This window comes from Ilumatobacter sp. (assembly GCF_046290335.1).
Lineage (GTDB): Bacteria > Actinomycetota > Acidimicrobiia > Acidimicrobiales > Ilumatobacteraceae > Ilumatobacter_A.
Genome location: NZ_JBKAGH010000005.1, coordinates 18,462 through 42,067, shown reverse-complemented (window position 1 = coordinate 42,067; position 23,606 = coordinate 18,462). Strand labels below are relative to the sequence as shown.

The 23,606-nt window shown below is 67.4% G+C and carries 27 protein-coding genes and 1 tRNA gene; 16 read left to right on the top strand and 12 right to left on the bottom strand.

Features of this window, described 5'->3' with window-relative positions:
- Positions 1–22: 22 nt before the first annotated feature.
- Entirely contained in the window at positions 23–1,051 is a 1,029-nt protein-coding gene (locus ACE37B_RS18070) for an LLM class F420-dependent oxidoreductase (RefSeq protein WP_409924974.1), read from the bottom strand.
- A gap of 71 nt (positions 1,052–1,122) precedes the next feature.
- Here ACE37B_RS18070 and arfB point away from each other — a divergent pair, with 71 nt between their 5' ends.
- Positions 1,123–1,563, top strand: coding sequence for an alternative ribosome rescue aminoacyl-tRNA hydrolase ArfB (gene arfB / locus ACE37B_RS18065; RefSeq protein ID WP_409924733.1), 441 nt, complete (start codon positions 1,123–1,125; stop codon positions 1,561–1,563).
- 41 nt (positions 1,564–1,604) lie between these two features.
- On the opposite strand, the gene ACE37B_RS18060 is transcribed toward arfB, so the two are convergent.
- The gene (locus ACE37B_RS18060) at positions 1,605–2,879 is read right to left on the bottom strand and encodes a cytochrome P450 (RefSeq protein WP_409924732.1); all 1,275 of its coding nucleotides are present in this window, start codon (positions 2,877–2,879) and stop codon (positions 1,605–1,607) included.
- A gap of 72 nt (positions 2,880–2,951) precedes the next feature.
- Positions 2,952–4,100 (bottom strand): alanine dehydrogenase, encoded by a 1,149-nt coding sequence (ald, locus tag ACE37B_RS18055; protein WP_409924731.1) that lies wholly within the window; start codon positions 4,098–4,100, stop codon positions 2,952–2,954.
- Positions 4,101–4,159: 59 nt separating this feature from the next.
- Between ald and ACE37B_RS18050 the strand changes: the two genes are divergently transcribed.
- Both ACE37B_RS18050 and ACE37B_RS18045 read left to right on the top strand, forming a co-directional pair.
- The gene (locus ACE37B_RS18050) at positions 4,160–4,600 is read left to right on the top strand and encodes an Lrp/AsnC family transcriptional regulator (RefSeq protein WP_409924730.1); all 441 of its coding nucleotides are present in this window, start codon (positions 4,160–4,162) and stop codon (positions 4,598–4,600) included.
- Between the two features lie 74 nt (positions 4,601–4,674).
- A complete protein-coding gene (locus ACE37B_RS18045) occupies positions 4,675–5,322 on the top strand; it encodes a J domain-containing protein (RefSeq protein ID WP_409924729.1) in 648 nt (215 codons plus the stop codon).
- A 160-nt stretch (positions 5,323–5,482) separates the two neighbouring features.
- On the opposite strand, the gene ACE37B_RS18040 is transcribed toward ACE37B_RS18045, so the two are convergent.
- Both ACE37B_RS18040 and ACE37B_RS18035 read right to left on the bottom strand, forming a co-directional pair.
- A tRNA-Val gene (locus ACE37B_RS18040) sits at positions 5,483–5,556 on the bottom strand.
- Positions 5,557–5,669: 113 nt separating this feature from the next.
- Positions 5,670–6,011 (bottom strand): WhiB family transcriptional regulator, encoded by a 342-nt coding sequence (locus ACE37B_RS18035; RefSeq protein WP_409924728.1) that lies wholly within the window; start codon positions 6,009–6,011, stop codon positions 5,670–5,672.
- A gap of 222 nt (positions 6,012–6,233) precedes the next feature.
- Between ACE37B_RS18035 and ACE37B_RS18030 the strand changes: the two genes are divergently transcribed.
- Both ACE37B_RS18030 and ACE37B_RS18025 read left to right on the top strand, forming a co-directional pair.
- Positions 6,234–6,821, top strand: a complete 588-nt coding sequence (locus tag ACE37B_RS18030; protein WP_409924727.1) for a hypothetical protein — start codon at positions 6,234–6,236, stop codon at positions 6,819–6,821.
- 16 nt (positions 6,822–6,837) lie between these two features.
- A complete protein-coding gene (locus tag ACE37B_RS18025) occupies positions 6,838–7,275 on the top strand; it encodes an SRPBCC family protein (protein WP_409924726.1) in 438 nt (145 codons plus the stop codon).
- A gap of 59 nt (positions 7,276–7,334) precedes the next feature.
- On the opposite strand, the gene ACE37B_RS18020 is transcribed toward ACE37B_RS18025, so the two are convergent.
- The gene (locus ACE37B_RS18020; RefSeq protein ID WP_409924725.1) at positions 7,335–8,174 is read right to left on the bottom strand and encodes an ABC transporter ATP-binding protein; all 840 of its coding nucleotides are present in this window, start codon (positions 8,172–8,174) and stop codon (positions 7,335–7,337) included.
- A 199-nt stretch (positions 8,175–8,373) separates the two neighbouring features.
- Between ACE37B_RS18020 and ACE37B_RS18015 the strand changes: the two genes are divergently transcribed.
- From ACE37B_RS18015 to ACE37B_RS18005, 3 genes are read left to right on the top strand one after another with little or no spacing between them, the layout of a single operon-like run.
- Positions 8,374–9,657 (top strand): peptidoglycan DD-metalloendopeptidase family protein, encoded by a 1,284-nt coding sequence (locus tag ACE37B_RS18015; protein ID WP_409924724.1) that lies wholly within the window; start codon positions 8,374–8,376, stop codon positions 9,655–9,657.
- Positions 9,658–9,675: 18 nt separating this feature from the next.
- Complete coding sequence (locus tag ACE37B_RS18010; protein WP_409924723.1) at positions 9,676–10,605, top strand: phosphotransferase family protein; 930 nt, start codon at positions 9,676–9,678, stop codon at positions 10,603–10,605.
- Entirely contained in the window at positions 10,602–10,958 is a 357-nt protein-coding gene (locus tag ACE37B_RS18005; protein ID WP_409924722.1) for a DUF6285 domain-containing protein, read from the top strand. The genes ACE37B_RS18010 and ACE37B_RS18005 overlap by 4 nt, the downstream gene beginning before the upstream one ends.
- A gap of 38 nt (positions 10,959–10,996) precedes the next feature.
- Here the strand turns inward: ACE37B_RS18005 and rlmN are convergent, their stop codons facing one another.
- The 4 genes from rlmN to ACE37B_RS17985 all read right to left on the bottom strand — a co-directional run bounded on the left by rlmN (position 10,997) and on the right by ACE37B_RS17985 (position 15,385).
- A complete protein-coding gene (gene rlmN, locus ACE37B_RS18000) occupies positions 10,997–12,043 on the bottom strand; it encodes a 23S rRNA (adenine(2503)-C(2))-methyltransferase RlmN (RefSeq protein ID WP_409924721.1) in 1,047 nt (348 codons plus the stop codon).
- Positions 12,044–12,059: 16 nt separating this feature from the next.
- The gene (locus ACE37B_RS17995; protein WP_409924720.1) at positions 12,060–13,910 is read right to left on the bottom strand and encodes a M3 family oligoendopeptidase; all 1,851 of its coding nucleotides are present in this window, start codon (positions 13,908–13,910) and stop codon (positions 12,060–12,062) included.
- Positions 13,911–14,004: 94 nt separating this feature from the next.
- Positions 14,005–14,922, bottom strand: coding sequence for a mycothiol synthase (gene mshD / locus ACE37B_RS17990; protein ID WP_409924719.1), 918 nt, complete (start codon positions 14,920–14,922; stop codon positions 14,005–14,007).
- Positions 14,923–15,172: 250 nt separating this feature from the next.
- The gene (locus tag ACE37B_RS17985) at positions 15,173–15,385 is read right to left on the bottom strand and encodes a hypothetical protein (RefSeq protein ID WP_409924718.1); all 213 of its coding nucleotides are present in this window, start codon (positions 15,383–15,385) and stop codon (positions 15,173–15,175) included.
- Positions 15,386–15,434: 49 nt separating this feature from the next.
- Here ACE37B_RS17985 and hisC point away from each other — a divergent pair, with 49 nt between their 5' ends.
- The 7 genes from hisC to ACE37B_RS17950 all read left to right on the top strand — a co-directional run bounded on the left by hisC (position 15,435) and on the right by ACE37B_RS17950 (position 21,230).
- Complete coding sequence (gene hisC, locus ACE37B_RS17980) at positions 15,435–16,568, top strand: histidinol-phosphate transaminase (RefSeq protein WP_409924717.1); 1,134 nt, start codon at positions 15,435–15,437, stop codon at positions 16,566–16,568.
- 18 nt (positions 16,569–16,586) lie between these two features.
- Complete coding sequence (gene hisB / locus ACE37B_RS17975) at positions 16,587–17,180, top strand: imidazoleglycerol-phosphate dehydratase HisB (RefSeq protein ID WP_409924716.1); 594 nt, start codon at positions 16,587–16,589, stop codon at positions 17,178–17,180.
- Positions 17,181–17,205: 25 nt separating this feature from the next.
- A complete protein-coding gene (gene hisH / locus ACE37B_RS17970) occupies positions 17,206–17,847 on the top strand; it encodes an imidazole glycerol phosphate synthase subunit HisH (RefSeq protein WP_409924715.1) in 642 nt (213 codons plus the stop codon).
- A complete protein-coding gene (locus ACE37B_RS17965) occupies positions 17,844–18,614 on the top strand; it encodes a HisA/HisF-related TIM barrel protein (protein WP_409924714.1) in 771 nt (256 codons plus the stop codon). The genes hisH and ACE37B_RS17965 overlap by 4 nt, the downstream gene beginning before the upstream one ends.
- Positions 18,611–19,399 carry an imidazole glycerol phosphate synthase subunit HisF gene (hisF, locus tag ACE37B_RS17960; RefSeq protein WP_409924713.1) on the top strand — a complete coding sequence of 263 codons (789 nt, stop codon included), beginning with the start codon at positions 18,611–18,613 and terminating at the stop codon, positions 19,397–19,399. Before ACE37B_RS17965 ends, hisF begins: the two co-directional genes overlap by 4 nt.
- An 84-nt stretch (positions 19,400–19,483) precedes the next feature.
- A complete protein-coding gene (locus ACE37B_RS17955) occupies positions 19,484–20,179 on the top strand; it encodes a crotonase/enoyl-CoA hydratase family protein (protein ID WP_409924712.1) in 696 nt (231 codons plus the stop codon).
- Between the two features lie 88 nt (positions 20,180–20,267).
- A complete protein-coding gene (locus tag ACE37B_RS17950) occupies positions 20,268–21,230 on the top strand; it encodes a potassium channel beta subunit family protein (RefSeq protein ID WP_409924973.1) in 963 nt (320 codons plus the stop codon).
- Between the two features lie 49 nt (positions 21,231–21,279).
- On the opposite strand, the gene ACE37B_RS17945 is transcribed toward ACE37B_RS17950, so the two are convergent.
- Positions 21,280–21,903, bottom strand: a complete 624-nt coding sequence (locus ACE37B_RS17945; RefSeq protein ID WP_409924711.1) for an alpha/beta hydrolase — start codon at positions 21,901–21,903, stop codon at positions 21,280–21,282.
- Between the two features lie 26 nt (positions 21,904–21,929).
- Here ACE37B_RS17945 and ACE37B_RS17940 point away from each other — a divergent pair, with 26 nt between their 5' ends.
- A complete protein-coding gene (locus tag ACE37B_RS17940) occupies positions 21,930–22,253 on the top strand; it encodes a GroES family chaperonin (protein WP_409924710.1) in 324 nt (107 codons plus the stop codon).
- A 115-nt stretch (positions 22,254–22,368) separates the two neighbouring features.
- Here the strand turns inward: ACE37B_RS17940 and ACE37B_RS17935 are convergent, their stop codons facing one another.
- Positions 22,369–23,436 carry a hypothetical protein gene (locus tag ACE37B_RS17935; RefSeq protein WP_409924709.1) on the bottom strand — a complete coding sequence of 356 codons (1,068 nt, stop codon included), beginning with the start codon at positions 23,434–23,436 and terminating at the stop codon, positions 22,369–22,371.
- Between the last annotated feature and the right edge of the window lie 170 nt (positions 23,437–23,606).

Genomic DNA, 23,606 nt, shown 5'->3' with positions numbered 1-23,606 from the left:
CGATCCGCAACCAACTGGTCGCTCAGCCGTTGATCAGTTCGGCGTAGATCGGCAGCATCATCGCTGGCCCCGACAGCAAGAACTCGGTGATGCAGGTTTCGCGCCACTTGTCGAGCTCGCCCTTGATCTTGTCGGCCGGCCCGACGAGTGCGACGTCTTCGACCATCTCGAGCGGGATCGACGCAGCTGCTTCTTCCTTCTTGCCGTCGAGGTAGAGGTTCTGGACCTTGTCGGCGACGTCGCCGTACCCCATCCGCTCGAACACCTCGTAGTGGAAGTTGGCGCCCTTCGCCCCCATGCCCCCGGCGTACAGCGCGAGGAACGGGCGCACCATGTCGGCGCACTTCTGCACGTCGTCGCCCGGGATGATCATGACGCCGGACGACACCTCGAAGCGGTCGGCCTTGCCGGGATCGCCCGAGGCGGCGAAACCCGCGGCGAGCTGCTCGCGGTACCACTTGTCTTCTTTGGGCGAGAAGAACAACGGCAGCCAGCCTTCGCAGAGTTCGGCCGACAGCGCGACGTTCTTCGGGCCTTCGGCGGCGAGGTAGATCGGAATGTCGTTGCGCAACGGATGCACGGTCGACTTGAGGGGCTTGCCGAGATGCATGCCGCCGTCGACGGGCATGTCGAAGAACTCACCGTGGAACTCGACCGGCGCATCGCGGGCCCAGATCTTGCGCAGGATCTCGATGTACTCGCGGGTGCGGGCGAGCGGTCGTGGGTACTCCTGGCCGTACCAGCCTTCGACGACCTGCGGGCCCGACGCGCCGAGACCGCAGATGAAGCGCCCGTTCGACAGGTGGTCGATCGTGATCGCCGCCATCGCGGTGGCGGCCGGCGTGCGGGCGGCCATCTGGATGATGCCGGTGCCGAGTTGCACCTTCTCGGTGTGCGCGCCCCACCACGACAACGGGGTCAACGCGTCGGAGCCGTAGGCCTCGGCGGTCCAGATCGAGTTGAAGCCGAGTTTCTCGGCCTCCTGGATTGCTTCGAGCGCACCGGCAGGTGGACCCGCCGACCAGTATCCGGTGTTGTATCCGAGCTTGATGTCAGCCATCCGCCAACCGTAGGCCGACAACGCGACGCGGACGCAGTCAAGCCGTGCGCCATGATGGCCCCATGGGAGCGACGAACGATCCGGGGCGTCACGACGACCGTCTCGTCGTCACCGACGCGATCCGGATTCCGTCGTTCGAGTTGACCGAGACATTCACCACGTCGGGCGGGCCCGGCGGCCAACACGCCAACAAGGCGGCGACTCGGGTCGAGTTGACGTTCGATCTGACCACGTCGTCGGCGTTCCGCCACGAGGCGCAGCGGGAGCGAGCGATCGCCCGACTCGGCCCGATGATGCGGGTCGTGGCCGACGACGAGCGGTCACAACTCCGCAACCGCGAGCTGGCCCGCCAGCGTCTGGTCGAGCGCATCCGAGCGGCGGTGTCGGTGCCTCGGGTCCGCCGCCCGACTCGCCCCACCCGCGGTTCGCAGCGACGCCGGTTGGACGACAAGTCACGCCGGAGCGAGATCAAGCAGCAGCGCCGACGCCCTCCGCCCGACTGACGCTCCCGAAACGACAGAGTGGGTCAGACCCACTCTGTCGTTCACTGCGGGGTGAAGGTGACCGGCAGGCTGTCGGGACCGAAGATGGCCGTGGTCGGGGGCTTCCAGGTGACGACGCCGTCGACGGCGAGGTCGGGCATCCGCTGCGCGAGGATCGGGAGGGCCTCCTGCAACTCCGCGCGGGCGAGCGAGGCGCCCAGGCAGTAGTGGATGCCGGAGCCGAACGTCATCTGCACGCGACCTTTGACCGGCTCGCGCGTGATGTCGAAGCGCAACGGCTCGTGATCCTCCACGACGTCGACGTCGACGTTGGCCGACGCGAGCGACGGGAACACGAACGTGCCAGCGGGAAAGAGGATGTTGCGGTACACGATGTCTTCGCTGGCAAATCGGCCGGTGCCGCGCACGGCTCCGAACACTCGCATCACCTCTTCGACTGCGCGGGGCGCGAGGTCGGGCTGCTCGGCGAGCAGTTTCCACTGGTCGGGGTGTTCGGCGAACAACCCGACGGCGCACCCGAGTTGGTTGCGGGTCGTGTCGGTGCCGCCGACGATGACCGCGTTGACCATGGAGACGAGTTCCTCGGTCGACAATCGATCGCCTTCTTCCTCGGCAGCGATCAGGTGGGTGATCAGGTCATCACGCGGATCGTCGCGCCGCTTGGCGATCATGTCGACGACGTACTCGTTGAGTTCGAGTTGCGCCTGCTTGATCACGTCGAGTTCGTCGGCGGCGGTCCCGTTGAAGATGCGCAAGACATCCTCGGCCCACCGAGAGAACAGCTCCCAGTCCTCGCGCGGCGCGCCGAGCAACTCGCAGATGATCGGGATCGGATAGGGGTCGCAGATGTCGGTCGCGATGTCGGCATGGCCGCTTGCGGCGACGTTGTCGACGAGTTCGTTGACCACCTCGCGCATGAACGGACGAAGCTGATCAGCGTTGCGGGGTGAGAACGACTTCGCGACGAGCCGGCGAAGCCGCGTGTGGAGGTCGCCCTCGGCGGCAAGGATCGACGGCGGGCGGTCGAGGAAGTCGGGATCGGTGATCCCCATCATCTCCGGGATCTTGGCGACGGCGTTGTGCCAGCGCTTGTCGCGCAGGATGGCGGTGACGTCGTCGTAGTGCAAGATGCTGTAGCCGATGACGCTGCGCACGATCCAGTGGTCTTTCGCCAGGTCACGGTAGATCTGCGTCGATTCGCTGCGGTCGAGGGCGCGAATCTCCGGATCGAGCTGCGGGAGGTCGAGGTCGTGGACGCTGACCGGCTCGCTCGCCGAGTCGTCGATCGAGGTTTCGTCGGTCGCACTGTCAGTCATGGCCCGATCCTACGCTGCCTGGGCGTATCGGTTTGTGTCTGACACAAACCGTTACGCCTCGTTGGGGTGGGATCAGGCGAGTGGGTCGACGCCGGAGGCGCCGAGCGACGCAGCCACGATCTCGTTGGCGAAGTGTCCGCCGAGCGTGTTGATGCCGTGAGCGAGAGCCGGATTGCGGCGGGCAGCGCCGAGGGCGCCGTGCACGGCGACGTCGAGTTGGAACGGCAGCGTCGCGTTCGTCAGTGCGTAGGTGCTGGTGTGCGGCACCGCTCCAGGCATGTTGCCGACCGCGTAGTGCACGATGCCGTGCAACTCGTACACCGGGTCGTCGTGCGTTGTCTCGCGAGTGGTCGCGATGCATCCGCCCTGGTCGACAGCGACGTCGACGATGACCGCACCGGGCTTCATCTGCGCGACGAGCGCCTCGCTCACGACGACCGGAGCGCGCCCTCCCGCGACGAGCACGGCGCCGATGACGAGATCGGCATCCATCACCGATCGTTCCACGGAGCCCTGATTCGACGCCAGCGTCGAGATGCGACCCTTGTGGATCTGATCGACGTAGCGCAGTCGCTCCAGGTTCTTGTCGAGCACCGTGACCTCGGCTTCCATGCCGGCAGCGATGACGGCCGAACTCCAGCCGACGTTGCCCGCCCCGAGCACGACCACCTTGGCCGGGCTGACCCCGGGAACGCCGCCCATCAACACGCCGCGTCCACCGGCATGTCGTTCGAGGAAGCGCGCGCCCATCTGTGGAGCGAGGCGGCCGGCGACTTCGCTCATCGGCGCGAGCAACGGCAGGGAGCCGTCGGACAACTGCACCGTCTCGTACGCGACGCCGGTGGTGCCAGCAGCGAGGAGCGCATCGGCCACCGCGGGGTACGCGGCCAGATGCAGATAGGTGAACAACGTCAGATCGTTGCGCAGGAACCCGAATTCCTCCGCCTTCGGCTCTTTGACCTTCACCACCATCTCTTGCGCCCATGCGTCGGCGGCGGTCGGGGCGATCCGGGCTCCGGCCGCGATGTACGCGTCGTCGGTGATGGACGCGCCTTCGCCAGCCCCGGTTTCGACGACGACCTCGATCCCGGCGCGTTCGAGTTCGCGCACGCCGTCAGGGGTCATCGCCACGCGATGTTCGGAGTTCTTGATCTCCCGCGGCACGCCGACGGTACGAATGGCGGGCTGGTTGACGTGGCTGTCGCTCGACATGGACGCCATCTTGCACGACGGCGTGCCTTCGGTCCTGGGGAAGTCACGACGATTGCTAGGCTTTTGCCGTGGAAACAACGGCACTCGATCCTGTCGACGCCCGAATCATCGGAGTTCTTCGTCGAGACGGTCGAATCAGCTGGCGGGAGCTCGCCGATCGTGTGCATCTTGCTCCGAGTTCGGTCGCCGATCGGGTGCGCCGCCTCGAGGAGCGAGGGGTCATCGTCGGCTACGCCGCTCGGGTCGACCCGTCGGCGCTCGGGCGAACGGTGCGAGCCGTCATCGACGTGAGCCTGATTCCCGGCGACGAAGCCGACGGATTCGAACAGCGATTGGTGGAGCGCGACGAGGTCGTGCTCGCTGCCTATGTCACCGGCTCGGCCGACTACTCGATCGTGGCAGAGTGCGCCGGCGCCGAGGGCTTGGACGCGTTCGTCCGGTGGGTTCGTGCCGACCGAGCGGTGGCGCGCACCGAAAGCAAGCTGATGTTGCGGTCGATCGTCGGCTGACCCGGCGTGCTCGATGCTGATCCGATGCGCGGACGAGTGGTATCCGATCGCTCCGGTCCTTATCGTGGGACTCGGTGACGACCAGAACCCACTATCACGTGTTGGGTCTCGAATCGAGTGCGTCGGCCGACTCCATTCGAGAGGCCTACCGGCGACTCGCTCGTGAGTACCACCCCGATCGCGTCGCCGGCTCGGCCGCTGGCAGCGACAAGATGTCCGCGATCAACGAGGCGTATCGGGTGCTGTCGGACCCTGGTCGCCGGGCGGTGTACGACGCCACGCTCCGAGGGGCTGGACACGCTTCGACGACCACGACGACGGCCGAACCCGCGTCAACGTCGGGTTTTCGGCCCGATCTGCCCGGCGACGAGGCGATGCAGGAATGGCGGTATCAGCATCCCGACGGACCTCCGCGTATCCCGTGGCGGGTGTTGTCGATCTGCAGCCTGCTCGCGATCATGGCGATCTTCGTGCTGGCACAGTTCTCCACGCCGGGAGATCCAGCCGCTCCGGACGGCATCTTGCGCAATGGCGACTGCGTCGAGATCCTCGCGAACAACGACGCCCGCGAAGTGCGCTGCACCGGAAACGGTGATCTCGTGGTGCGCCAGTTCATCGGCTTCGATCGAGTGTGCGCCAATGCCTACGCAGCGCACCGCGACCGTCAGGGCATGGGCGTGGCGTGCATCGAGACGATGCCGACCGTGGCTCCCACCGAGTGACACACCGTGATGACAACCGATGACAACCGAGTGACACACCGTGATGACAACCGAGTGACACACCGTGATGACAACCGATGACAACCGATGACAACCGATGACAACCGATGACGGCCAGAGGATGAACCGCCTGAGGAAGACGGCAGGAGGAACGGCCGGGTGGGCGCAGAGGGATTCGAACCCCCGACCTCTGCCGTGTGAAGGCAGCGCTCTAACCAACTGAGCTATGCGCCCGGCGGCGAGGACTCTATCCGTGTCGAGCAACGCGGCACACCTCCACCGTCGACTTCTGAGCGCAGCGTGAGTTGGCGGACGAGGCGTGTCGGCCGACACCAGCGCCGGGCGGCTCAGGCGACCAGGTGCGCGGGAATGGGGACCTCGTCCTCGGCGATCTCCACGCGATCGCGGGCGGGGCGACCCCGACGGCGGGCGAAGCGAGTCGGTTCGCCGTCGATGAGGAGCGTCCCGCCCCACACGCCGTAGGCCTCTTTGCGCTCGAGCGCAGCGGCGAGACACTGCACCCGCAGTGAGCAACTCCGACAGACCGCCTTGGCGCGGGCGATGTCGACGTCGTCGTCGGAGAAGAACAGCGGCGCGAGCGTGCCGGCGCCGTCTGCGCAGCGAGCGCGGCGCGTGGGGAGCGGCTCGAAGGCGATTGCGGAGTCGAGGGCGACGGGTTGGGGTGCCACGGAGTCCAACGTAAAGACCCACCGTCAATCGAGCGTTGCTCAATCGGCGACCGCCACTACTCACCGCGATACTCAGCGAGCGACGATGCGATGCTCATCACTGACCGCTCGGCTCACGTCGGACTGCGCTGCTCACGTCGGACCGCGCGGCTCGCACCGCGTCGCCTGTTCCCGGTTCCGCGAACCGTCGCCGGAGCGGTGCGGAGGGTACAGTCGTCGTCGATGGCGAGACTGTGCGAGCGACCGGGATGCTCCGAGGTTGCCGCCGTCGCCTACGGCATGCAGCCCGAAGACCTCGTGTTCTGGCTCGACGTCGTCCGTCCGGGCCAAGAGGACGAGGGTGGACGTCTGTGCAGCATGCACGCCGATTCCATGGTCGTTCCACGCAACTGGACGCTGAACGATCTCCGTGACCCGGACCTGCATCTGTTCCGACCGCCGCCGATCAAGCGGGCGCCCAAGCCGCGTGCGCGTCGCTCGCATCGTGACGACACGCCGACCGGCGTCGAACAGCTCAGCCTCGCCGCCGTCGAGATCACCGAGATCACCGAGCCTGTCGAGCCTGTCGAACCGAGTCCCTTGGCCGACTCCGATGATGACGAGGTTCGCGATCGTCGTGACGCAGCGCCAGACGTGCCCGTTGGCCCGGACCCTGGCGCCGCCGACGAGAGCCGAACGGGGGCGGCCGGCGGCGGCCAGCCGACTTCATGGCGACCCGACTTCGATTCGGCCGACGACCTCGACGGCCTGCTGTCGGCGCGAAGCCCGTTGCTGGCACGCGCCTTCCGCGGAAGTGAGCGTCGACGTTGACTCGAAGCGTCCGCTGATGGAGATCGTTCGAACCCTGGTCGCACCGTGCAGCGCGGACGCGCTCTACCCGTACGTCGAGGACCTTGCGGTGTACCCGACGTGGATGCGACTCGTCCACCAGGTCGAACCGGTCGACGTCGGTGTCTGGGACGTCGAGCTTCGAGCGCGCGTCGGACCCTTCGCACGTTCGAAGCGGCTTCGTATGGCGCGTACCGACCATGTGCGGCCGACGTGTGCGGTGTTCGAGCGGGCCGAAGCCGACGGGCGCGAACATGCGCCGTGGACGCTGCGAGCCGATCTGCAGCCGGACGGCGAGTCCAGCACGACCGAGCTGACGATGACGCTGCGCTACGGCGGCGGCTTGTGGACGGGTGCCGTGCTGGAGCGAGTGCTCGATGATCAGGTCGCCGCCGGGAGCGCCGCGTTGCTCGACATCGTGTCGACGGCCCGCTGAGCGAGGCGGCCTGCGGAGTCGGGCGGTAGCAGGGCGAGGTGTCGAGTGGCGGCGTGCGGTCAGCGCGGCGCCCATGCCGAGTAGCGGCCGTCGGTGCGTCGATCGAGTCGAAGACCGAGCCCGAAGCATTCGCTGAGCGCCGCAGCGGTGAGCGTCGACTCGATCGGGCCTGCCGCGTGGATCCGTCCGTCTCGGAGGAGCCCGACATGGGTGACACCCGGCGGCACCTCATCGACGTGGTGGGTGACCATCACGAACGGGGGAGCGGCGTCGTCGGTCGCCAGGTCGGCAAGAGTGGCCACCAGTTCCTCGCGGCCGCCGAGGTCGAGTCGTGCCGAGGGCTCGTCGAGCAGCACGACCGCCGGATCGTTCATCAGCGTCCGGGCGAGGAGGACTCGCTGTTGTTCACCGGAGGACAACGTCTCGAACTGACGATCGCGCAGGTGACCGACGTGCATGAGCTCCAGACACCGGTCGGCCTGCTCGTCGTCGGCGGCGCTGTAGCGATGCCACCACGGTTCGAGCGCGGCGTACCTCGCGGTGCGCACGACGTCGTGGGCCGGGAGATCTCGACGCAACTGATCGGCCAACGCAGCCGACGCATAGCCGACATGCCGACGGAGTTCGCGGACGTCGGTGTGGCCGAGTCGACGTCCGAGCACCTCGACGGTGCCGCTGGTCGGATGGTCGTACATCGCCATGATGCGCATCAGCGTGGTCTTGCCCGAGCCATTGGGGCCGAGGATCACCCATCGCTCGTCGTGCCCGACGCGCAGCGTGATGCCGTCGACGAGCGTGCGGCCATCGCGTCGCACGACGATGTCGGACACCTCGAGCGCCGCGACGGGCTCGAACGAGGCGGCGGAATCGCTGCGGAGCTGCTCAGGCACAGCCGACATCGTGCCGATACAGAAACCGATGCAGCATGCCCGTAACGAAACTGCAACGAGGGATACGATCGGCGTGATGCGCGCCGAGCTGCCAGATCGCCTTACTCAGCGCGCCCACGTGTCGTCGCGGCGGTCGAGTTCGCGGCGCCGGGTGCTCGCTCTCGCCCTGGCTGCGGTCTTGGCTGGGGGAGCCGCATCGTCGGTCGCCATGGCACAGAGCGAGACCCCGGCCGAGCAGGCCGCTCGCGAGATCCAAGAAGCTCGCGATCGAGCGAACGATGCCGCTGACGAGTACTTCAAGGCCGAGTCGACGCTGCAGGTGCTCGAAGACGAGTTGATCGCGCTCGAGCGGCAGGAGACGATCCTGCAAGCCGAGGTCGACAGCCTCCGGTCCGAGGTCGAGGCGGTTGCACTGGCGCGTTACGTCAGCAGCGGGACCGCAGGGATCCCGCTCCTCACCAACGTGACCGATCCGCAGGATCAGATTCAGGCCAAGGTCTATGTCGACGTGTTGACCAACACCGGCGCCGACGTGATCGACCAGTTCGACGCCGCGGAGAGCGCGTTGCGTGACACGCAAGACGACGTGGCCGAACGGCGCCGGCAGGTCGAGGACCAACGGGCGCAGCATGCGGCGTTGCGAGACGCCGCGAATGAGGAAGTCGTTCGGTTGCGTGCGATCGAAGAGGAGCGGCTGCAGGACGAAGCCGTCCAGAAGGCGCTCGACGCACAACTCCAGAAAGAGCGCGCTCGGTTGGAAGAGGTCGCCCGGCTCGAGGCCGAAGCGGCAGCGCGCGCTCAGCCGAATCCGGGCATCGTCGTGCCCGAGACGACGGTGCCCCCGTCGACCACTGCGCCAGCCGACGGCGATGCGGTCGCCACGCAAGCGGTCGGTGATGAACCTGCCGGCGATGCATCGGACGCGTCAGCGGACGGCGAATCGAGTGATGCGCCTGCCGATACGACGCCCGCCACGACCGAGCCACCCGTGTCGACGTTGCCCGAGAACTCCGGCGGGTCAGGCGGCACGAGCGGCGGTCGTACCGGTGGTGGTGGCGGTGGCAGCAACCCCGGCGGGATCTCGACCGGAGCCGGCTACATCGACAACATCGTGTGTCCGATGCCCGGCTCCGCTTACGGCGATACCTGGGGCGCGCCACGGTCGGGTGGGCGCCGTCACCAGGGCGTCGACATGATCGCACCGCGTGGTGTGCCGATCTTCGCCGTCACGAGCGGGTTCGCCACGTTCAAGTTCAACCGCCTCGGTGGTAACGCCGTGTCGCTGGTCGGCGACAACGGCAACCGGTACTACTACGCCCACCTCGACCGCTACGAGGGAGCGAGCCGTCGGGTCGCGCAAGGTGAGCTCATCGGCTACAACGGCGACACCGGCAATGCGATCTACTCGACGCCACACTTGCACTTTCAGGTCCACCCCGGCGGGGGGCAGGCGGTCAACCCGACGCCGACGGTGCGGGCTGCCGGCTGCTGATCTGCGACGATCGAGGAGATGGATGATCTGGCCACACTTCTCGCGGCGAGGCTCGGTGTCGAGCGCGTCGAGCGACTGACCCGACTTTCCGGCGGTGCGTCTCGCGAGACCTGGCGCTTCGAGGCCGACGGACGGGCGAGGGTCGCGCAGCTGCAACGTCCGGGCGATCAACGCGACATGCTCAACGAAGCAGCGGTCGTTCGCCTCGCTGGCGGCGGCGGTGTGCCGGTGGCCGAACTCCTGCACGCCGAACGCCGCGATGACGGATCGGCTTTCATGGTGCTCGAGGCGATCGAGGGCGAGACGATCGCCCGAAAGATCCAGCGTGACGAGGAGTACACCGACGCTCGTACCGTCGTGGTGGGGCAACTCGGCGCAGCGCTCGCACGGATCCATGCGCTCGACCCGGCCGAGGCGACCGGTCTCGAGCCGGTCGATCAGATCTCGTTCTACACCGACGTGCTCGACGATCTCGGCCAGCCGCATCCGGTGCTCGAACTCGTGCGACGGTGGCTGATCGACCATCGCCCTGCCACGGTCGACCAGCGCGTCGTGCACGGCGACTTTCGCCTGGGCAACGTGATCGTCGGGCACGACGGCCTCCGTGCGGTGATCGATTGGGAACTGGCGCACCTCGGCGACCCGATGGAAGATCTCGGCTGGTTGTGCGTCAAGGCGTGGCGATTCGGTCAGCGGCCGCCGGTCGCCGGACTGGGCGAGTACGAGGAGTTGTTCGCCGCCTACGAAGCAGCCGGTGGGCGCCGGGTCGATCCGGACGTGGTGCGATGGTGGGAGGTGCTCGGCACCTGGAAATGGGGAATCATGTGCATTCTGCAAGCGTCGGCGCACCTGAACGGTGCGGTGCGCAGCCACGAACTCGCGGCGATCGGTCGACGTGTCTGTGAGAACGAACACGACTTGTTCCTCGCGTTGGAGGGACGCTGGTGAGCGCGCCGGTGAACCCACACGACGTTCCGAGCGCCGCACAGCTCGTCGAAGCGGTCCGCGAGTGGCTGGAGCGTGACGTCGCCGCGGCAACCGACGGGCGACTGCGATTCCACACGCGCGTCGCGGTCAACATGCTGGCGATGGTCGAGCGCGAACTCGAGCTCGGGCCGTCCCAGGCCGTGGCGCACGGGGATCGTCTTGCGGTCCTCGAGATGGCCGACGACGCGGCGTTGGCTACAGCGATCCGCGCTGGCGATCTCGACGACCGACTCGACGAGGTTCGCGCGCTCCTTCGCGCAGCGGTCGAGGACAAATTGCGCGTGGCGAATCCGAAGTACCTCGACGCGATCTGACGACGGTCACGACGCGGTGCGGTGGCGGCGCCGTGCCGTCAGCGCTCTTTGGGTGAGAGCGTGACCGGTTGGCCAGCAGCGAGCTGTCCGCACGCCGCGTCGATGTCGGTGCCACGGTTCTGGCGAACGGTGGCGTTCGCTCCGAGTTCTTCGAGGCGGTCACGAAACTCGTACACGCGCTTCAGCGGGGTCCCGCGAGTCGGGTAGCCCGGCGTCGGATTCAGCGGGATCAGGTTGACGTGAGCGCTCGGCCGCAGCTTGCGGCACAACTCGGCGAGTTCGTCGGCGTCGGACCGACGGTCGTTGACCCCGTCGATCATCGCCCACTCGAAGCTGACCCGGCGGTTCTTGACGTCGAGATAGTCGGCGCACGCGTCGAGCAGATCGTCGATCGGGTAGCGCTTGTTGATCGGCACGAGTTCGTTGCGCAACGTGTCGTTGGCGGCGTGCAACGACACGGCGAGGTTCACGGGAAGTGGAAGATCGCGCAGTGCCCGGATGCCAGGAACCAGCCCGACGGTGGAGATCGTGATGTGGCGGGCCGAGAGGCCGATGTCGCCGTGGATGCGCTCGGTCGCCGCCCAGACCCGATCGAGGTTCGCCATCGGTTCGCCCATGCCCATGAACACGATGTTGCTCACGCGTCGTCCGGTGTCGCGAGCGCGCTGCGCGGCGCGGACGACTTGTTCGACGATCTCGCCGACGGTGAGGTGCCGAGTGAAGCCAGCCTGCCCGGTGGCGCAGAAGCCGCACGCCATCGCGCAACCGGCTTGACTGCTCACGCAGACGGTGGCGCGGTCGGGATACAACATCAGCACGGTCTCGACACGGCTTCCACCGTCGAGTTCCCACAGAAACTTGATCGTGTCGCCTTTGTCGCTGACCGATTCGGTCACCTTCGTCAATGCGGTGGGCAGTTCGGCGGCAAGTCGGCCGCGTAGTGACTTCGGCAGGTTGGTGATGTCGGCGGGGTCCGCGAGCTGCGCGTAGAGGCCGTCCCAGAGTTGGTCGAGCCGATAGCGAGGCTCGCTGTCGAGCAGAGAACCGAATGCGACTCGGTCGAGGTCGTAGAGCGTGGTGGACATGGGAGTGTGGGGCCGTTCAGAACGTCGACGCGAGGTCGACGTAGTCGTCGATGCGGCCGCGTACGACGTCGAGCGATGCGGTCCAGAACGCCTCGTCGGTCACGTCGAACCCGAAGGCGGCGCCGAGCTCTTCGGCCGTGTCCATCCCGGCGCGCGAGAGCAACGTGTCGTAGCCCTCGCGGAACCGCTCGGGGTCCTCCTGGTACTTCGCGAACAACCCGAGGCCGAACAGCAGCCCGTAGGTGTACGGCCAGTTGTAGAAGTGCGAGCTGTAGTAGTGCGGCTTGAGCAACCACATGTACGGGTGAGCGGTCGCCTGGTCGATGCCGTCGCCGTATGCGTCGGCCTGGGCCTCGTTCATCATCTCGGACAATTCGGCGGCGCTGAGCGTGCGGCGCTGACGGCGTGCGAAGACTTCGGTCTCGAACGTGAAGCGTGACCGGATGTCGACCACGACCTGGTTGGTGCCCTGGAGGTCGACGTCGAGTAGGGCCAGTCGCTCGGCTCGGTGTTCGTCGCCCGCGAGTCGGGCGAGGCCAGCTTCGACGACCAGTGTCTCGCAGAAGATCGAGGCCGTCTCGGCGAGCGCCATGGGGAGCCGGCGCTGCAGCGAGGTGCGATGCGCCAGCGTCGTGTTGTGGTAGGCGTGACCCAGTTCGTGCGCTGTCGTTTGCGCGGATTCGGCGGAACCCGACCAGTTGAGGAGCACGAGCGATCGGTCGTCGACGAAGGACATGCAGAACGCCCCGCCGGTCTTGCCGTCACGAGGGGCGGCGTCGATCCACTGCTCGTCGATCGCTCGGTCGACGAGCCCGCCGAGGGTCGGGCTGTAGCCGCCGAACGCGGTGCGTACGACGTCGATGCCCTCCTGCCACGAGAGTTCGCCCGGAGCGACGGGCGACGGGGCGACGAGATCCCACCACGGGAGCCCGACGTCGGCGCCGTGACCGTGGAGCTGCGCCTTGGTGCGCATCCAGCGGCGGAAGTCGGGCAGCGAGGTCGTCACCGCAGACTGCATGGCCTCGAACGTCGGGCGGCTGACCGAGTTCGCGAACAGCGACGCGTCGAGTGGTGACTCCCAGTGTCGACGCCGGTTGATCGCGTTGGCCTCGCCCTTGATCGCGTTCATCGCCGATGCGACCGGTACTTCGATGGTGGGCCAGGCTCGGCGCTCGGTGTCGTAGGCGGCGCGGCGCACGGCGGGGTCGGAGTCGGTTGCGAGCCCGCGCACGGCGGGCATCGGCATCGTGTGTGCGCCCGACGGGAGCTCGACCTCGGCGGACAGCTGCGAGGTGACTTCGCGCTGTAGTCGCCCCCATGCCCCGCCTCCGGTCGAGGCGAGCTCGGCATACAGGTGCTCTTCGGCTTCGGACATCTGATGGGCTGCCCGATCGGCCAGGCGCTGCAAGGGCCCAGCGTGCTCGGCGGCTTCGTCGCTGACCGTCGTGAGCGAGTCGGGTTCGAACGAGCTCACCCAGTCGGCAAGCCGCGCGAGGAGCGGCGTCAGCTTCGCCTGCATCGGTTCGAGCTCGCTCATCGTCGCCTGCGCCGCCGCATCGCGAGAGTCGGTCGAGACCGTGGCGTACACGTACGCCCAGAGCAGGCTGACCTCGGCCATCACGCGGTTGTACTCGGCGATCACCTCGTCGGCAGCGGCGCCGTCGACATCGGCAGCGGCACGCCGCTCGGCGCTTCGGATGCCGTGGTGATCGAACAGCGAGACGAGGCGATCCACGTCGGCACCGGTGCGTTCCTTCGCATCGAGGAACGACCGAGAGTCGAAACTCTCGTGAAGGTCAGCGACGCTCCAGCGGGGAAGCTCGTCGGGCGTCTCGGCGCTGTCGGTCGTCGTGTCGACGGAAGTCATCCCCCCATCATGGCCCGAGCTTGGCAACCCCGCACCCGCGTGCGCACTCCGAACTACGTCGAGACCGGTGGCGAACGAATCCGGCGCGGCCGGCTCAGTCGATTCGAGCGGTGAACGCAGCGTTGGTCGAGTAGACCTCGAAGCCGAGTCGCCGATACATCGCGACGGCCGACTCGTTGCTCGCGTCGACGTAGAGCAGACCGGTGCCGATACCGGCTGCTGCGAGGTGATCGAGCCCCGACAGCGTCATCTCGGAGCCGAGGCCGAGGCCGTGGAAGTCGGGGTCGACCGCGATGACGTAGATCTCGCCGAGTTCTTTGTCCCCCTCGACGGTCGGGTCTGGAGTGTGCACCTTGGTCCAACAGAAACCGGCCACCCGTCCATCGCGCTCGTGGATGCGGAAGCCGTCGGGATCGAACCAGGGCTCGCGCTGGCGTTGACAGAACAGCTCCATCGTCCAGCCGCCCTGCTCTGCGTGATCGGCGAACGCTCGGTTGTTCACCGACAGCCATGCTTCGTCGTCGTCACCGGGTACGAACGAGCGGGTCGCGATGGTTGCGTGCCGCTCGGTCGGCAGCGAACGGCGCATCTGGTACAGGGTGCGGCTCTGGACCATGCCGGCGTCGTCGGCGAGCGTCGTGTGGGCACTCGTCGGCTCGTACACCCACCAGTTGACGTTGCCGCCACCTTCGCCACGAACGACGTCGAGTGCTGCGTCGATCAACTCGGGCCCGATCGTCGCCATCTCGTAGCGGTGATGCGGGTGGACCACGAGTTCGAACGCGAGCGCATCGTTGCCCTTGGAGATCTGCGCGTAGGCGACCGGGTGGTCGTGGCCGGGCTCCCAGGCGACGAGCCCAGCGAACCCGTCGGTTCCGCCGCCGACGAGGTCGAGGTAGAGGTGATCGGACAGCGGTCGCCGGCCGTCGGCCCGGGCGGCTGCGTCGAGGAGTTCACCGACGGAGGCGATGTCGGTGCGTTCCATCTGGCGCTTGATCTCGAGACGCCGCATCTCGCCACGGTATCGGCTCGGCGCGGCTTCGAACGGCCTCGGTCGCGCGGCGTGAATGGTCATGACGTTCCGAAACGTCTTGGCTGCCCGCCGACGGTGGTGAGTGGGTTAGGGTGGGCTCTTACCAGGTTCCCGCCACCTGGTATCGGCGACTGCTGGGATCCGCCGCCCGGCGTCGCCCGAGCGACGGCCTCTCTTCGTGAGGGGCCGTCGCCGCGCTACCGGCCGCGTTCATCGCCGACGCAGCGGTTCACCCGGCGCTGCGCACGGCGCGGATGAGGCCACGCTCTGCGCTCCGAAGTTGACGTTCGGCTTCGTGGATCGCCATGACGAAGTCGTCTCGGTCGTCGCCGACGTGGCGATCGGCCAACGCAGCGACCCGGCTGCGGTACTGCGCGATGTTGTCGGCGATCGTCGCCAACTCGTGGGCCGTCGATTCGGTCGTCGGGTTCGAGGCGGACATCGAAATCACCGTACCGGCTGCGTGGGCCGCGTCGATACGCTGGCCCATCGTGATTCCGGTGCGTGACGATCTGCGAGCGTTGGAGGGCTACCACTCGGCGCAGGTCGACGTGCGCGTTCGGCTCAACACCAACGAGTCGCCGTTCCCGCCGCCCGCCGGGTTCCGCGACGCCGTCGCCGCCGAGGTCAGCCGGGTCGACTGGCACCGCTACCCCGATCGAGCGGCCACCGAGCTGCGTCAGGCGATCGCCGCGCTGCACGGAGTCGACGCCGACCAGGTGTTCGTCGCCAACGGATCGAACGAGGTGCTCCAGACCGTCCTGCTCGCCTATGCCGGTCCGGGACGTACCGTCGTGACGTTCGAGCCGACGTACCAGATGCACGCCCAGATCGCCCGGGTCACCGGCGCCGCAGTGGTCGAAGGCGACCGCGGCGACGATTTCACGCTCGACCCCAGCGAGGTCGAACGGGTCCTGGCCGAGGCGCAGCCCCACGTCGTGTTCCTCACCTCTCCGAACAACCCGACCGGCCTCGTCGAGCCTCGCGAGCGCGTCGAACAGTTGCTCGCGCTCGCTCCCGGACTCGTCGTCGTCGACGAAGCGTACGCGCAGTTCGCGTCGTGGAGCGCGCTCGATCTCGTCGATGAGACCCGGCCGCTCGTCGTGACCCGCACCTTCTCCAAGACCTGGTCGATGGCCGGCGCCCGACTCGGCTATCTCGTCGGGCCGCGGTGGCTCGTCGCAGAGCTCGACAAGGTGGTGCTGCCGTACCACCTCGACGCCGTGAAGCAGATCGCGGGCTGTCTGGCGCTGCGCTACTCGGACGAGATGAACGACCGGGTCGATCTCCTGGTCTCGGAGCGGAACCGCATCACCGCCGCGCTACGCACGTTGCCGATCGAGGTGTTCGACAGCGGCGCCAACTTCGTGCTGTTCCGCCCTCACTCCGTCGGCGGGCGAGCCGTATGGCAGGGCCTCGTCGACCGCAGTGTGCTGATTCGTGACTGCTCGAGCTGGCCGCGCCTCGAGAACTGCTTGCGGGTCACCGTCGGCACGCCCGAGGAGAACACCGAGTTTCTCGACGCGCTCGCCGAGACACTGGCGAGCGCGCCCGCCACCACCAACGACTCCGGCACCGCAGCCGCCAATGACTCCGCTGTACCCGCCGACATCCCGACCGCCTGACGCCTCGAAAGAGTTTCGATGACCCGCACCGCCACACGCTCCCGCTCGACCAAGGAAACCTCGATCGAAGTGTCGATCGACCTCGACGGCACCGGGGCGACCGACATCTCGACGGGCATCCCGTTCTACGACCACATGCTCGATCAACTCGGCCGTCATGGCGGTTTCGACCTCGTCGTGAAGGCGGTCGGTGACTTACACATCGACACGCACCACACCGTCGAGGACGTTGCGATCACCGTGGGGGAGGTGTTCGCCGAAGCGCTCGGCGACAAAGCGGGCGTGCGGCGATTCGCGAGCGGCCGCTACCCGCTCGACGAGGCACTCGTCGACATCGCGCTCGACCTGTCGGGTCGTCCGCACGTCGAGTGGCACGTCCCGATTCCGGAATCGCTCCCGCTCGGTGACCCCGCGTTCGACCCGCAGCTCGCCGAGCACGCCGTGTCCTCGTTCGCGACGTCGGCCAACATCACGTTGCACGTCGAGTTGGTTCGAGGGCGCAACACGCATCACATCATCGAAGCGACGTTCAAGGGTCTCGCACGCGCCTTGCGCGACGCGGTGCGCATCGACGACGCCTCGGGCGTGCCGTCGACCAAGGGCGTGCTGTGAGCGGAGTCGACGCGCGAGTCACACGATGACGCGGCCGCGCATCGCCGTGATCGACTACGGCATCGGCAACCTGCACTCGGCTCAGAAGTCGCTGGAGACCTGCGGCGCCGACGCCGTGCTCACGAGTGACCCGGGCACGATCGCCGCCGCGGATGGGGTCGTTCTGCCCGGCGTCGGGGCGTTCGGGGCGTGCATGGATGCGTTGCGCTCGACGGGCTTGGAAGGTCCGGCGCTCGACGCCGTCGAGTCGGGCCGACCGTTCCTCGGCATCTGCGTCGGGATGCAGATGCTGTTCACCTCGTCGCAGGAGACTCCCGACAGCGCGGGCCTCGATGTCATCCCGGGCGTGGTCGAGTGGATTCCGCCGAGCGCTGACCTCAAGATCCCGCAGATGCAGTGGAACCGGCTCGACGTGGTCGGTCGCGGCTCGACCGACCCCATGCTGCACGGGCTCGACCACGATGCCTGGCTGTACTTCGTGCATTCGCTGCACGGCGTGCCGAGCGATCCGAGCGTCGTCGTCGCCACCGTCGAGTACGGGTCGACGATCAACGCCGCGTTCCGGCTCGACAACGTGTTCGCGGCACAGTTCCACCCGGAGAAGTCGAGCACGCCCGGGTTGCGCCTCCTGACCAACTTCGTCGAGATCTGTGGAGGAGCGCGATGAACGAAACCACATCGAATGGATGGCCGGAGCTCTACCCGGCGATCGACCTGCGCGGCGGACACGTGGTTCGCCTGCGCCAGGGCGACTACGCCGACGAGACCGTCTACGGTGACGACCCGGCCGCTGTCGCCAGCGCGTTCGCCGATGCCGGGTCGCCGTGGATCCACGTCGTCGACCTCGACGCGGCGAAGTCGGGAGACCCGGTGAACCGTCCCGTCGTCGCAGCGATCGCCTCCGCTGTCGACGGTCGCGCTCGGGTGCAGACCGGGGGTGGCGTTCGCACCCTCGACGACGCTCGCCAACTCGCCGACGCCGGCGTCGCCCGAGTGGTGATGGGCTCAGCGGCCGTTCGTGATCCGGCGCTCGTCGAGCAGGCGTCACAGGTCGTGCGCGTCGCAGTCGGCCTCGATCATCGTGACGGCGAGATCGCCGTGCACGGCTGGACCCAGGGCAGCGGTCTCCAACTGGAGGCCGCGTACGGACTGTTCCCGACCGCCGACGTGTTCGTCATCACCGACATCGGTCGCGACGGCATGCTCGCCGGCCCGGACCTCGACGGACTCGCCCGCTCGGCGGCCACTGCCGGAGCACCGGTGATCGCCAGCGGAGGTGTCGCCACGCTCGACGACGTCACCGCGCTCGCAGCGATCGACGGCCTTGCCGGCATCATCACGGGCAAGGCGTTGTACGAAGGTCGGTTCACCGTGCCCGACGCCCTGGCGGTGCTCGCGAGTGCACGCCGAGCCGCTGGGGAGCGGTCGTCATGAAGGTCGCACGAGTGATCCCGTGCCTCGACGTCACCGAGGGCCGCGTGGTGAAGGGCATCAACTTCGTCGATCTCCGTGACGCCGGCGATCCGGTCGAATTGGCTGCCCGCTATGACCTTGAGGGTGCCGACGAGCTGGTCTTTCTCGACATCACCGCGTCGAGCGACAACCGAGACACGACCATCGACATGGTGCGTCACGTCGCGGAGCAGGTGTACATCCCGTTCACGGTCGGCGGCGGGATCCGCTCGCTCGAGGATGCGCGTGCGATGTTGCGCGCTGGCGCCGACAAGGTGAGCGTCAACACCTCCGCGGTGCAGCGTCCGGAGGTCATCAGCGAGATCGCCAGGGAGTTCGGTGCGCAGTGCGTCGTGTGTGCGATCGATGCGAAGCGACGCACTCCCGACGACGGTTCTCCCTGGACGCAAGCAGCGGGCTGGGAGGTCTTTCTCCACGGTGGACGGACCCCGACCGGCATCGACGCCGTCGACTGGGCGCGTGAGGCGGTTCGCCGCGGCGCCGGTGAGATCCTGCTCACGTCGATGGATCGCGACGGCACCCGTGAAGGCTTCGACATCGAACTGACCAGCGCGGTCGCCGATGCCGTCAGCGTGCCGGTGATCGCGAGCGGGGGCGTCGGCACGCTCGATCACCTGGCGCGCGGCATCGTCGATGGCGGTGCCGATGCCGTCCTCGCAGCGTCGATCTTCCACTTCCGTGAGCACACGGTGGCGGAGGCCAAAGCGGTGATGACCGCAGCCGGCATCACCGTGCGTCCCGTCTGATCGCCGCGTCGCGTCCGGCGGTGCATGCGGGCGGACGAGTCGACGAAGTGGGTGCCACCGGGCCGTGGGATCTACCGTGTGGCGATGGCCAGTGTGCGTACCGATCGACTCGACGGCGTCCTCGTCGTCCACCTCGACGACGGCAAGGCGAACGCCCTGTCGAAGGAGATGATCGCAGGGATCAGCGACGCCGTGTCGGAGGCCGAAGCAGACGAGTCGCTGCACGCGGTCGTGCTCCACGGGCGAGAGGGCAAGTTCTCCGCTGGCTTCGATCTGTCGGTGATGCGCGGTGGCGACATCGCGGCGATGGTCGATCTGGTCGCCGATGGCGGCGACCTGGTTCGTCAGTTGTACGGCTCGGGCATCCCGGTGGTCGCGGCATGCACCGGGCACGCGTTGGCAGCCGGCGCCCTGATGCTGCTCGGTTGTGACGTGCGCATCGGTGCCGACACCGACTGCAAGATCGGCCTGAACGAGGTCGCGATCGGCATGGTGCTGCCCGACTGGGCGTTGACCATCGCGGTCGAACGCCTCAGCCGTCGGCACCTGCAACTCGCTGTGCCGACCGCCCGCATCACCGGCGCGCACGGTGCCCTCGATGCCGGCTACCTCGACGAGGTCGTTGCGGTCGATGACGTGCTGCCCGTTGCCATCGAGCGTGCATCGGCGATGGCGGGGCTCGACCGTCGCTCCTACGCCGGGACGGTCGCGAAGCTGCGCGGCGACGTGCTGGCCACGATGGCGGACCAGATCGCTGCCGACCGCGCCGCGCTGGGCTGAAACTCGATACGTGTCCCGGCGCGGCCGGGGCACGGCGCCATCGACTCGCTACGTTGAGTGCATGGCTCAACCGACGATCAATCCCCAGATGGAATACCGACGCCTCGGCAACTCGGGTCTGCGCGTCAGCGTGCTCAGCTTCGGCAGTTGGGTCACCTTCGACACACAGATCGACGACAACGCGGCCGTCGAGTGCATTGCGGCCGCGGGAGACGCCGGCTGCAACTTCTTCGACAACGCCGAGGCGTACGCCGGCGGCAAGAGCGAGGAGATCATGGGACGGGCGTTCCGCGAGCTCGGGTGGCCGCGCTGGTCGTACGTGCTGACCACCAAGGTGTTCTGGGGCATCCACGGCGAGGTCCCGAACATGCGCAACACGCTGAACCGCAAATACCTGATGCACGCGATCGACGGTTCGTTGGAGCGTCTCGGGCACGACTTCGTCGACGTGCTGTACTGCCACCGCGCCGATCCGAACACGCCGATCGAGGAGACCGTCCGGGCGATGAGCGACATCATCGATGCTGGCAAGGCGCTGTACTGGGGGACGAGCGAGTGGAGCGCGGATGAAATCCGCGCGGCGATCGAGATCGCCGACAAGCATGGCTGGCACAAGCCCGTCACCGAGCAGAGCCAGTACAACCTGCTGGAACGCAAGGCGGTCGAGCGCAGCTACGCCCGCATCACCGAGGACTACGGCTACGGCAACACGATCTGGAGCCCGCTCGCCTCCGGTCTGCTGACCGGCAAGTACCGCGACGGCATCCCCGAGGACTCGCGCGGCGCGCTGTCGGGCTACGAGTGGTTGCAGGGTCGGCTCTCCGACAAAGAAGCGATCGAACGGGTCGAGCGCCTGCGTCCGATCGCCGAGCGTCTCGATTGCTCGATGGCGCAGTTGTCGCTCGCGTGGGCGACCAAGCACAAGATGGTGTCGTCGGTGATCACCGGCGCCTCCAAGGTGAGCCAGGTCGTGCAGAACTTCGAGACCGTCGACGTGATCCCCGCGATCACCGACGAGGTGCGCGAGGAGATCGAAGCGGCGATCGGCTGACCGGATGATCGGCAGCGATCGACGCCGGGCCGGTCGAGCGCAGCAGCGTTCAGTCGGCGAGTCGGTCGTCGATCCACTCGACGATGCGCTGTGCGACGATCGCTGTTCGTCCGGTGAGGAAGTGATCGGTCGACTCGACGACCTCGAACACCGATGACGGCCAATCGGCCACGATCGGACGCGCCACATCGGGAGGAGCGAACTGATCGGCAACCGGGCTGAGCACGAGCGTCGGCGTGTCCATCGCCGGCGCTGCGTCCATCGCGCCCAACGGAGGGGCGACCAGGGCCTTGCCGTGGAGTCGATCGTCGCTGAGCGACAGTGCGACCATCGCGCCGAACGAGTAGCCGATCGCAAACAGCGGTCGTTCGAGATGTGTCTCGTGGAGGTGGTCGAGCGCAGCGATCGCATCGAGTCGCTCGTCGATACCGCCGCCGAACTCTCGGCGGAAGTCGAACCGGAGGGCGCCGACGCCGGCCCCCGGCAGCGCGCCGAAGATCGCCTCGACGACGTTGTTGTATCGGTTGCCGCCGTACTGGGGATGCGGGTGGCACACGATCGCCGCCGCTCGACACGTTGCTGGCTCGGCGAGATCCCCGGTGATCTCGACACCGTCAGCGGTGACGAAGCGAACCTGGGAGATGTCGACATCGGTTCGGTCGTTCGGGCTCACGGGTTCCGACGGTACCCTGCCGAGCCATGCCGGTCGCTGACGACAAGCTCCCGATCAAGATGCTCAACGACCGCGTGCTCGTTCGCTCCGACGAGGACGGCGAGCGAAAGTCGTCCGGTGGCATCTTGATCCCGGCGACTGCACAGATGGCCAAGCGACTCGTCTGGGCGACGGTCGTCGCACACGGGCAGAACGTGCGGGCCTGCGAGGTCGGCGACAAGGTGCTGTTCAGCCCCGACGACCGCTACGAGGTCGAAGTGCAGGGTGAGGACTACATCATGTTGCGCGAGCGCGAACTCCACGCCGTGGCCGCTCAACGCATCGAATCCAGTACCGGGCTGTACCTCTAGCTGAGGCTGGGCCGCCGCGAGGCGGCCCGGCGAGACCGCGGCATCGCCGAAGTCGGCGACGCTTCGACACGGTCCCGCCGGGAACCTGCTCGGTTGTTCGGGGCGACCGTTCAGCTCACAGGGTTGGGAAGACGAACCCGACGGGCGCGTAGCTGCGCGGGACGTACGTCGCAGAAATGTGAGCGTTCGTCACACTGATCGTGTCGCTTCCGGCTCGCTGGCAGTCGAAGCCGATCGCTTGCCCGGTAGTGATGAACAGCGGGTTGTCGGCAACGCTCACCGGCAGGACGCGATGAGCGGAGAATCCCGAGATCTGGGCGCCACTGGCGCCGAAGTCGCTGAGGGTCGTGTACGGCTCGATATCCGAGCCGATGATCGGGATCGCGCCGGCGGTGCCACCCTTGGTGATCCGGCAGAACGCGAGTTGGCCACCTGCGCCATCCGTGGAGAAGGTGCCGCTGACGTTGACGACGAGGAACCCGTCGGCTGGGACACGGATCGACGTCGACACGACACGTGCCACGGTCCCGCTGAGCGTCGTCGACTCGTCCTCGGTGTTGCTCACCACCCCGGGGGCCGGGAGGATGTCCGCGGAGTTCGCCTTGGCGTCGAGCGCCGCGTCGATTTCGGTTTCGGTGTAGTAGCGGTCGTCGTGGTTGTGGTCGATGTAGTAGCCGAACACGTCGACGGCGGCGTGTGCGCTGCCGTCGTTGTTGAAGATCTTGATCTTGCCGTCGGCGGAGAGGCCGACGTCGACCTTGTTGGGCGTCGGCGGTTGCCCGTCGACGAAGTTCAGGTTGGCGGTGGTGGGCAGGGCCACGTCGGCCGGGTAGATGGTGAAGAACGACCGGCCCGATGGCGCCGACGGTGCGATGGCGGCGACGTTGGTGGCTACGGCGGTGGCCTCGGCAGGGATGGCGAGGCTGCCGGTGCAGTTGCCGTTGGCGCCGGTGACCTGGATCTCGTAGGCGTTGGTCTCGCCGGCCGAGATCGGTGTGTTCTTGGGTCCGATGTTGGTGGTGGGTCGGGTGTCGACGAGGCGGCAGGGTTCGGCGAGTGCGACGAACACCGGCTTGTCGCCGGACGTGAGCGCGGCTTGGGTGAACGACACCCCTCCGGCTCCGAGGGTGACGGCGACGGCAGCACCGATCGCTGCCCACGTGGACTTCTTGCTTGCTTTCATGGCATTGCTCCTTTGTGACGGGTAGTGACGTGAACCCAGCGTGACAGGAAGCGGTGACCCGGATCTTGGAATATTCGGCAGGGTGTGCTAGAGCGTCGAGGTGCGGCGCTCTGGACACGGGTGCCGGCGGTCGACGCCGCCTCGGAATCGTCTCGCGACATCAGGTGACT

Excerpts from the sequence above, each read along its gene's own strand:
- ACE37B_RS18010 (WP_409924723.1), top strand. The coding sequence starts at position 9,676 with ATGGATGATCTGGCCACACTTCTCGCGGCGAGGCTCGGTGTCGAGCGC.
- ACE37B_RS17965 (WP_409924714.1), top strand. The coding sequence starts at position 17,844 with ATGAACGAAACCACATCGAATGGATGGCCGGAGCTCTACCCGGCGATC.
- ACE37B_RS17955 (WP_409924712.1), top strand. The coding sequence starts at position 19,484 with ATGGCCAGTGTGCGTACCGATCGACTCGACGGCGTCCTCGTCGTCCAC.
- ACE37B_RS18020 (WP_409924725.1), bottom strand. The coding sequence starts at position 8,174 with ATGTCGGCTGTGCCTGAGCAGCTCCGCAGCGATTCCGCCGCCTCGTTC.
- ACE37B_RS17985 (WP_409924718.1), bottom strand. The coding sequence starts at position 15,385 with ATGTCCGCCTCGAACCCGACGACCGAATCGACGGCCCACGAGTTGGCG.
- arfB (WP_409924733.1), top strand. The coding sequence starts at position 1,123 with ATGGGAGCGACGAACGATCCGGGGCGTCACGACGACCGTCTCGTCGTC.
- ACE37B_RS17935 (WP_409924709.1), bottom strand. The coding sequence starts at position 23,436 with ATGAAAGCAAGCAAGAAGTCCACGTGGGCAGCGATCGGTGCTGCCGTC.
- hisH (WP_409924715.1), top strand. The coding sequence starts at position 17,206 with ATGACGCGGCCGCGCATCGCCGTGATCGACTACGGCATCGGCAACCTG.
- ACE37B_RS18030 (WP_409924727.1), top strand. The coding sequence starts at position 6,234 with ATGGCGAGACTGTGCGAGCGACCGGGATGCTCCGAGGTTGCCGCCGTC.
- ACE37B_RS17940 (WP_409924710.1), top strand. The coding sequence starts at position 21,930 with ATGCCGGTCGCTGACGACAAGCTCCCGATCAAGATGCTCAACGACCGC.
- ACE37B_RS17995 (WP_409924720.1), bottom strand. The coding sequence starts at position 13,910 with ATGACTTCCGTCGACACGACGACCGACAGCGCCGAGACGCCCGACGAG.
- ACE37B_RS17950 (WP_409924973.1), top strand. The coding sequence starts at position 20,268 with ATGGAATACCGACGCCTCGGCAACTCGGGTCTGCGCGTCAGCGTGCTC.
- ald (WP_409924731.1), bottom strand. The coding sequence starts at position 4,100 with ATGGCGTCCATGTCGAGCGACAGCCACGTCAACCAGCCCGCCATTCGT.
- ACE37B_RS18060 (WP_409924732.1), bottom strand. The coding sequence starts at position 2,879 with ATGACTGACAGTGCGACCGACGAAACCTCGATCGACGACTCGGCGAGC.
- ACE37B_RS18015 (WP_409924724.1), top strand. The coding sequence starts at position 8,374 with ATGGCACAGAGCGAGACCCCGGCCGAGCAGGCCGCTCGCGAGATCCAA.
- ACE37B_RS18025 (WP_409924726.1), top strand. The coding sequence starts at position 6,838 with ATGGAGATCGTTCGAACCCTGGTCGCACCGTGCAGCGCGGACGCGCTC.
- rlmN (WP_409924721.1), bottom strand. The coding sequence starts at position 12,043 with ATGTCCACCACGCTCTACGACCTCGACCGAGTCGCATTCGGTTCTCTG.
- hisB (WP_409924716.1), top strand. The coding sequence starts at position 16,587 with ATGACCCGCACCGCCACACGCTCCCGCTCGACCAAGGAAACCTCGATC.
- hisF (WP_409924713.1), top strand. The coding sequence starts at position 18,611 with ATGAAGGTCGCACGAGTGATCCCGTGCCTCGACGTCACCGAGGGCCGC.
- mshD (WP_409924719.1), bottom strand. The coding sequence starts at position 14,922 with ATGCGGCGTCTCGAGATCAAGCGCCAGATGGAACGCACCGACATCGCC.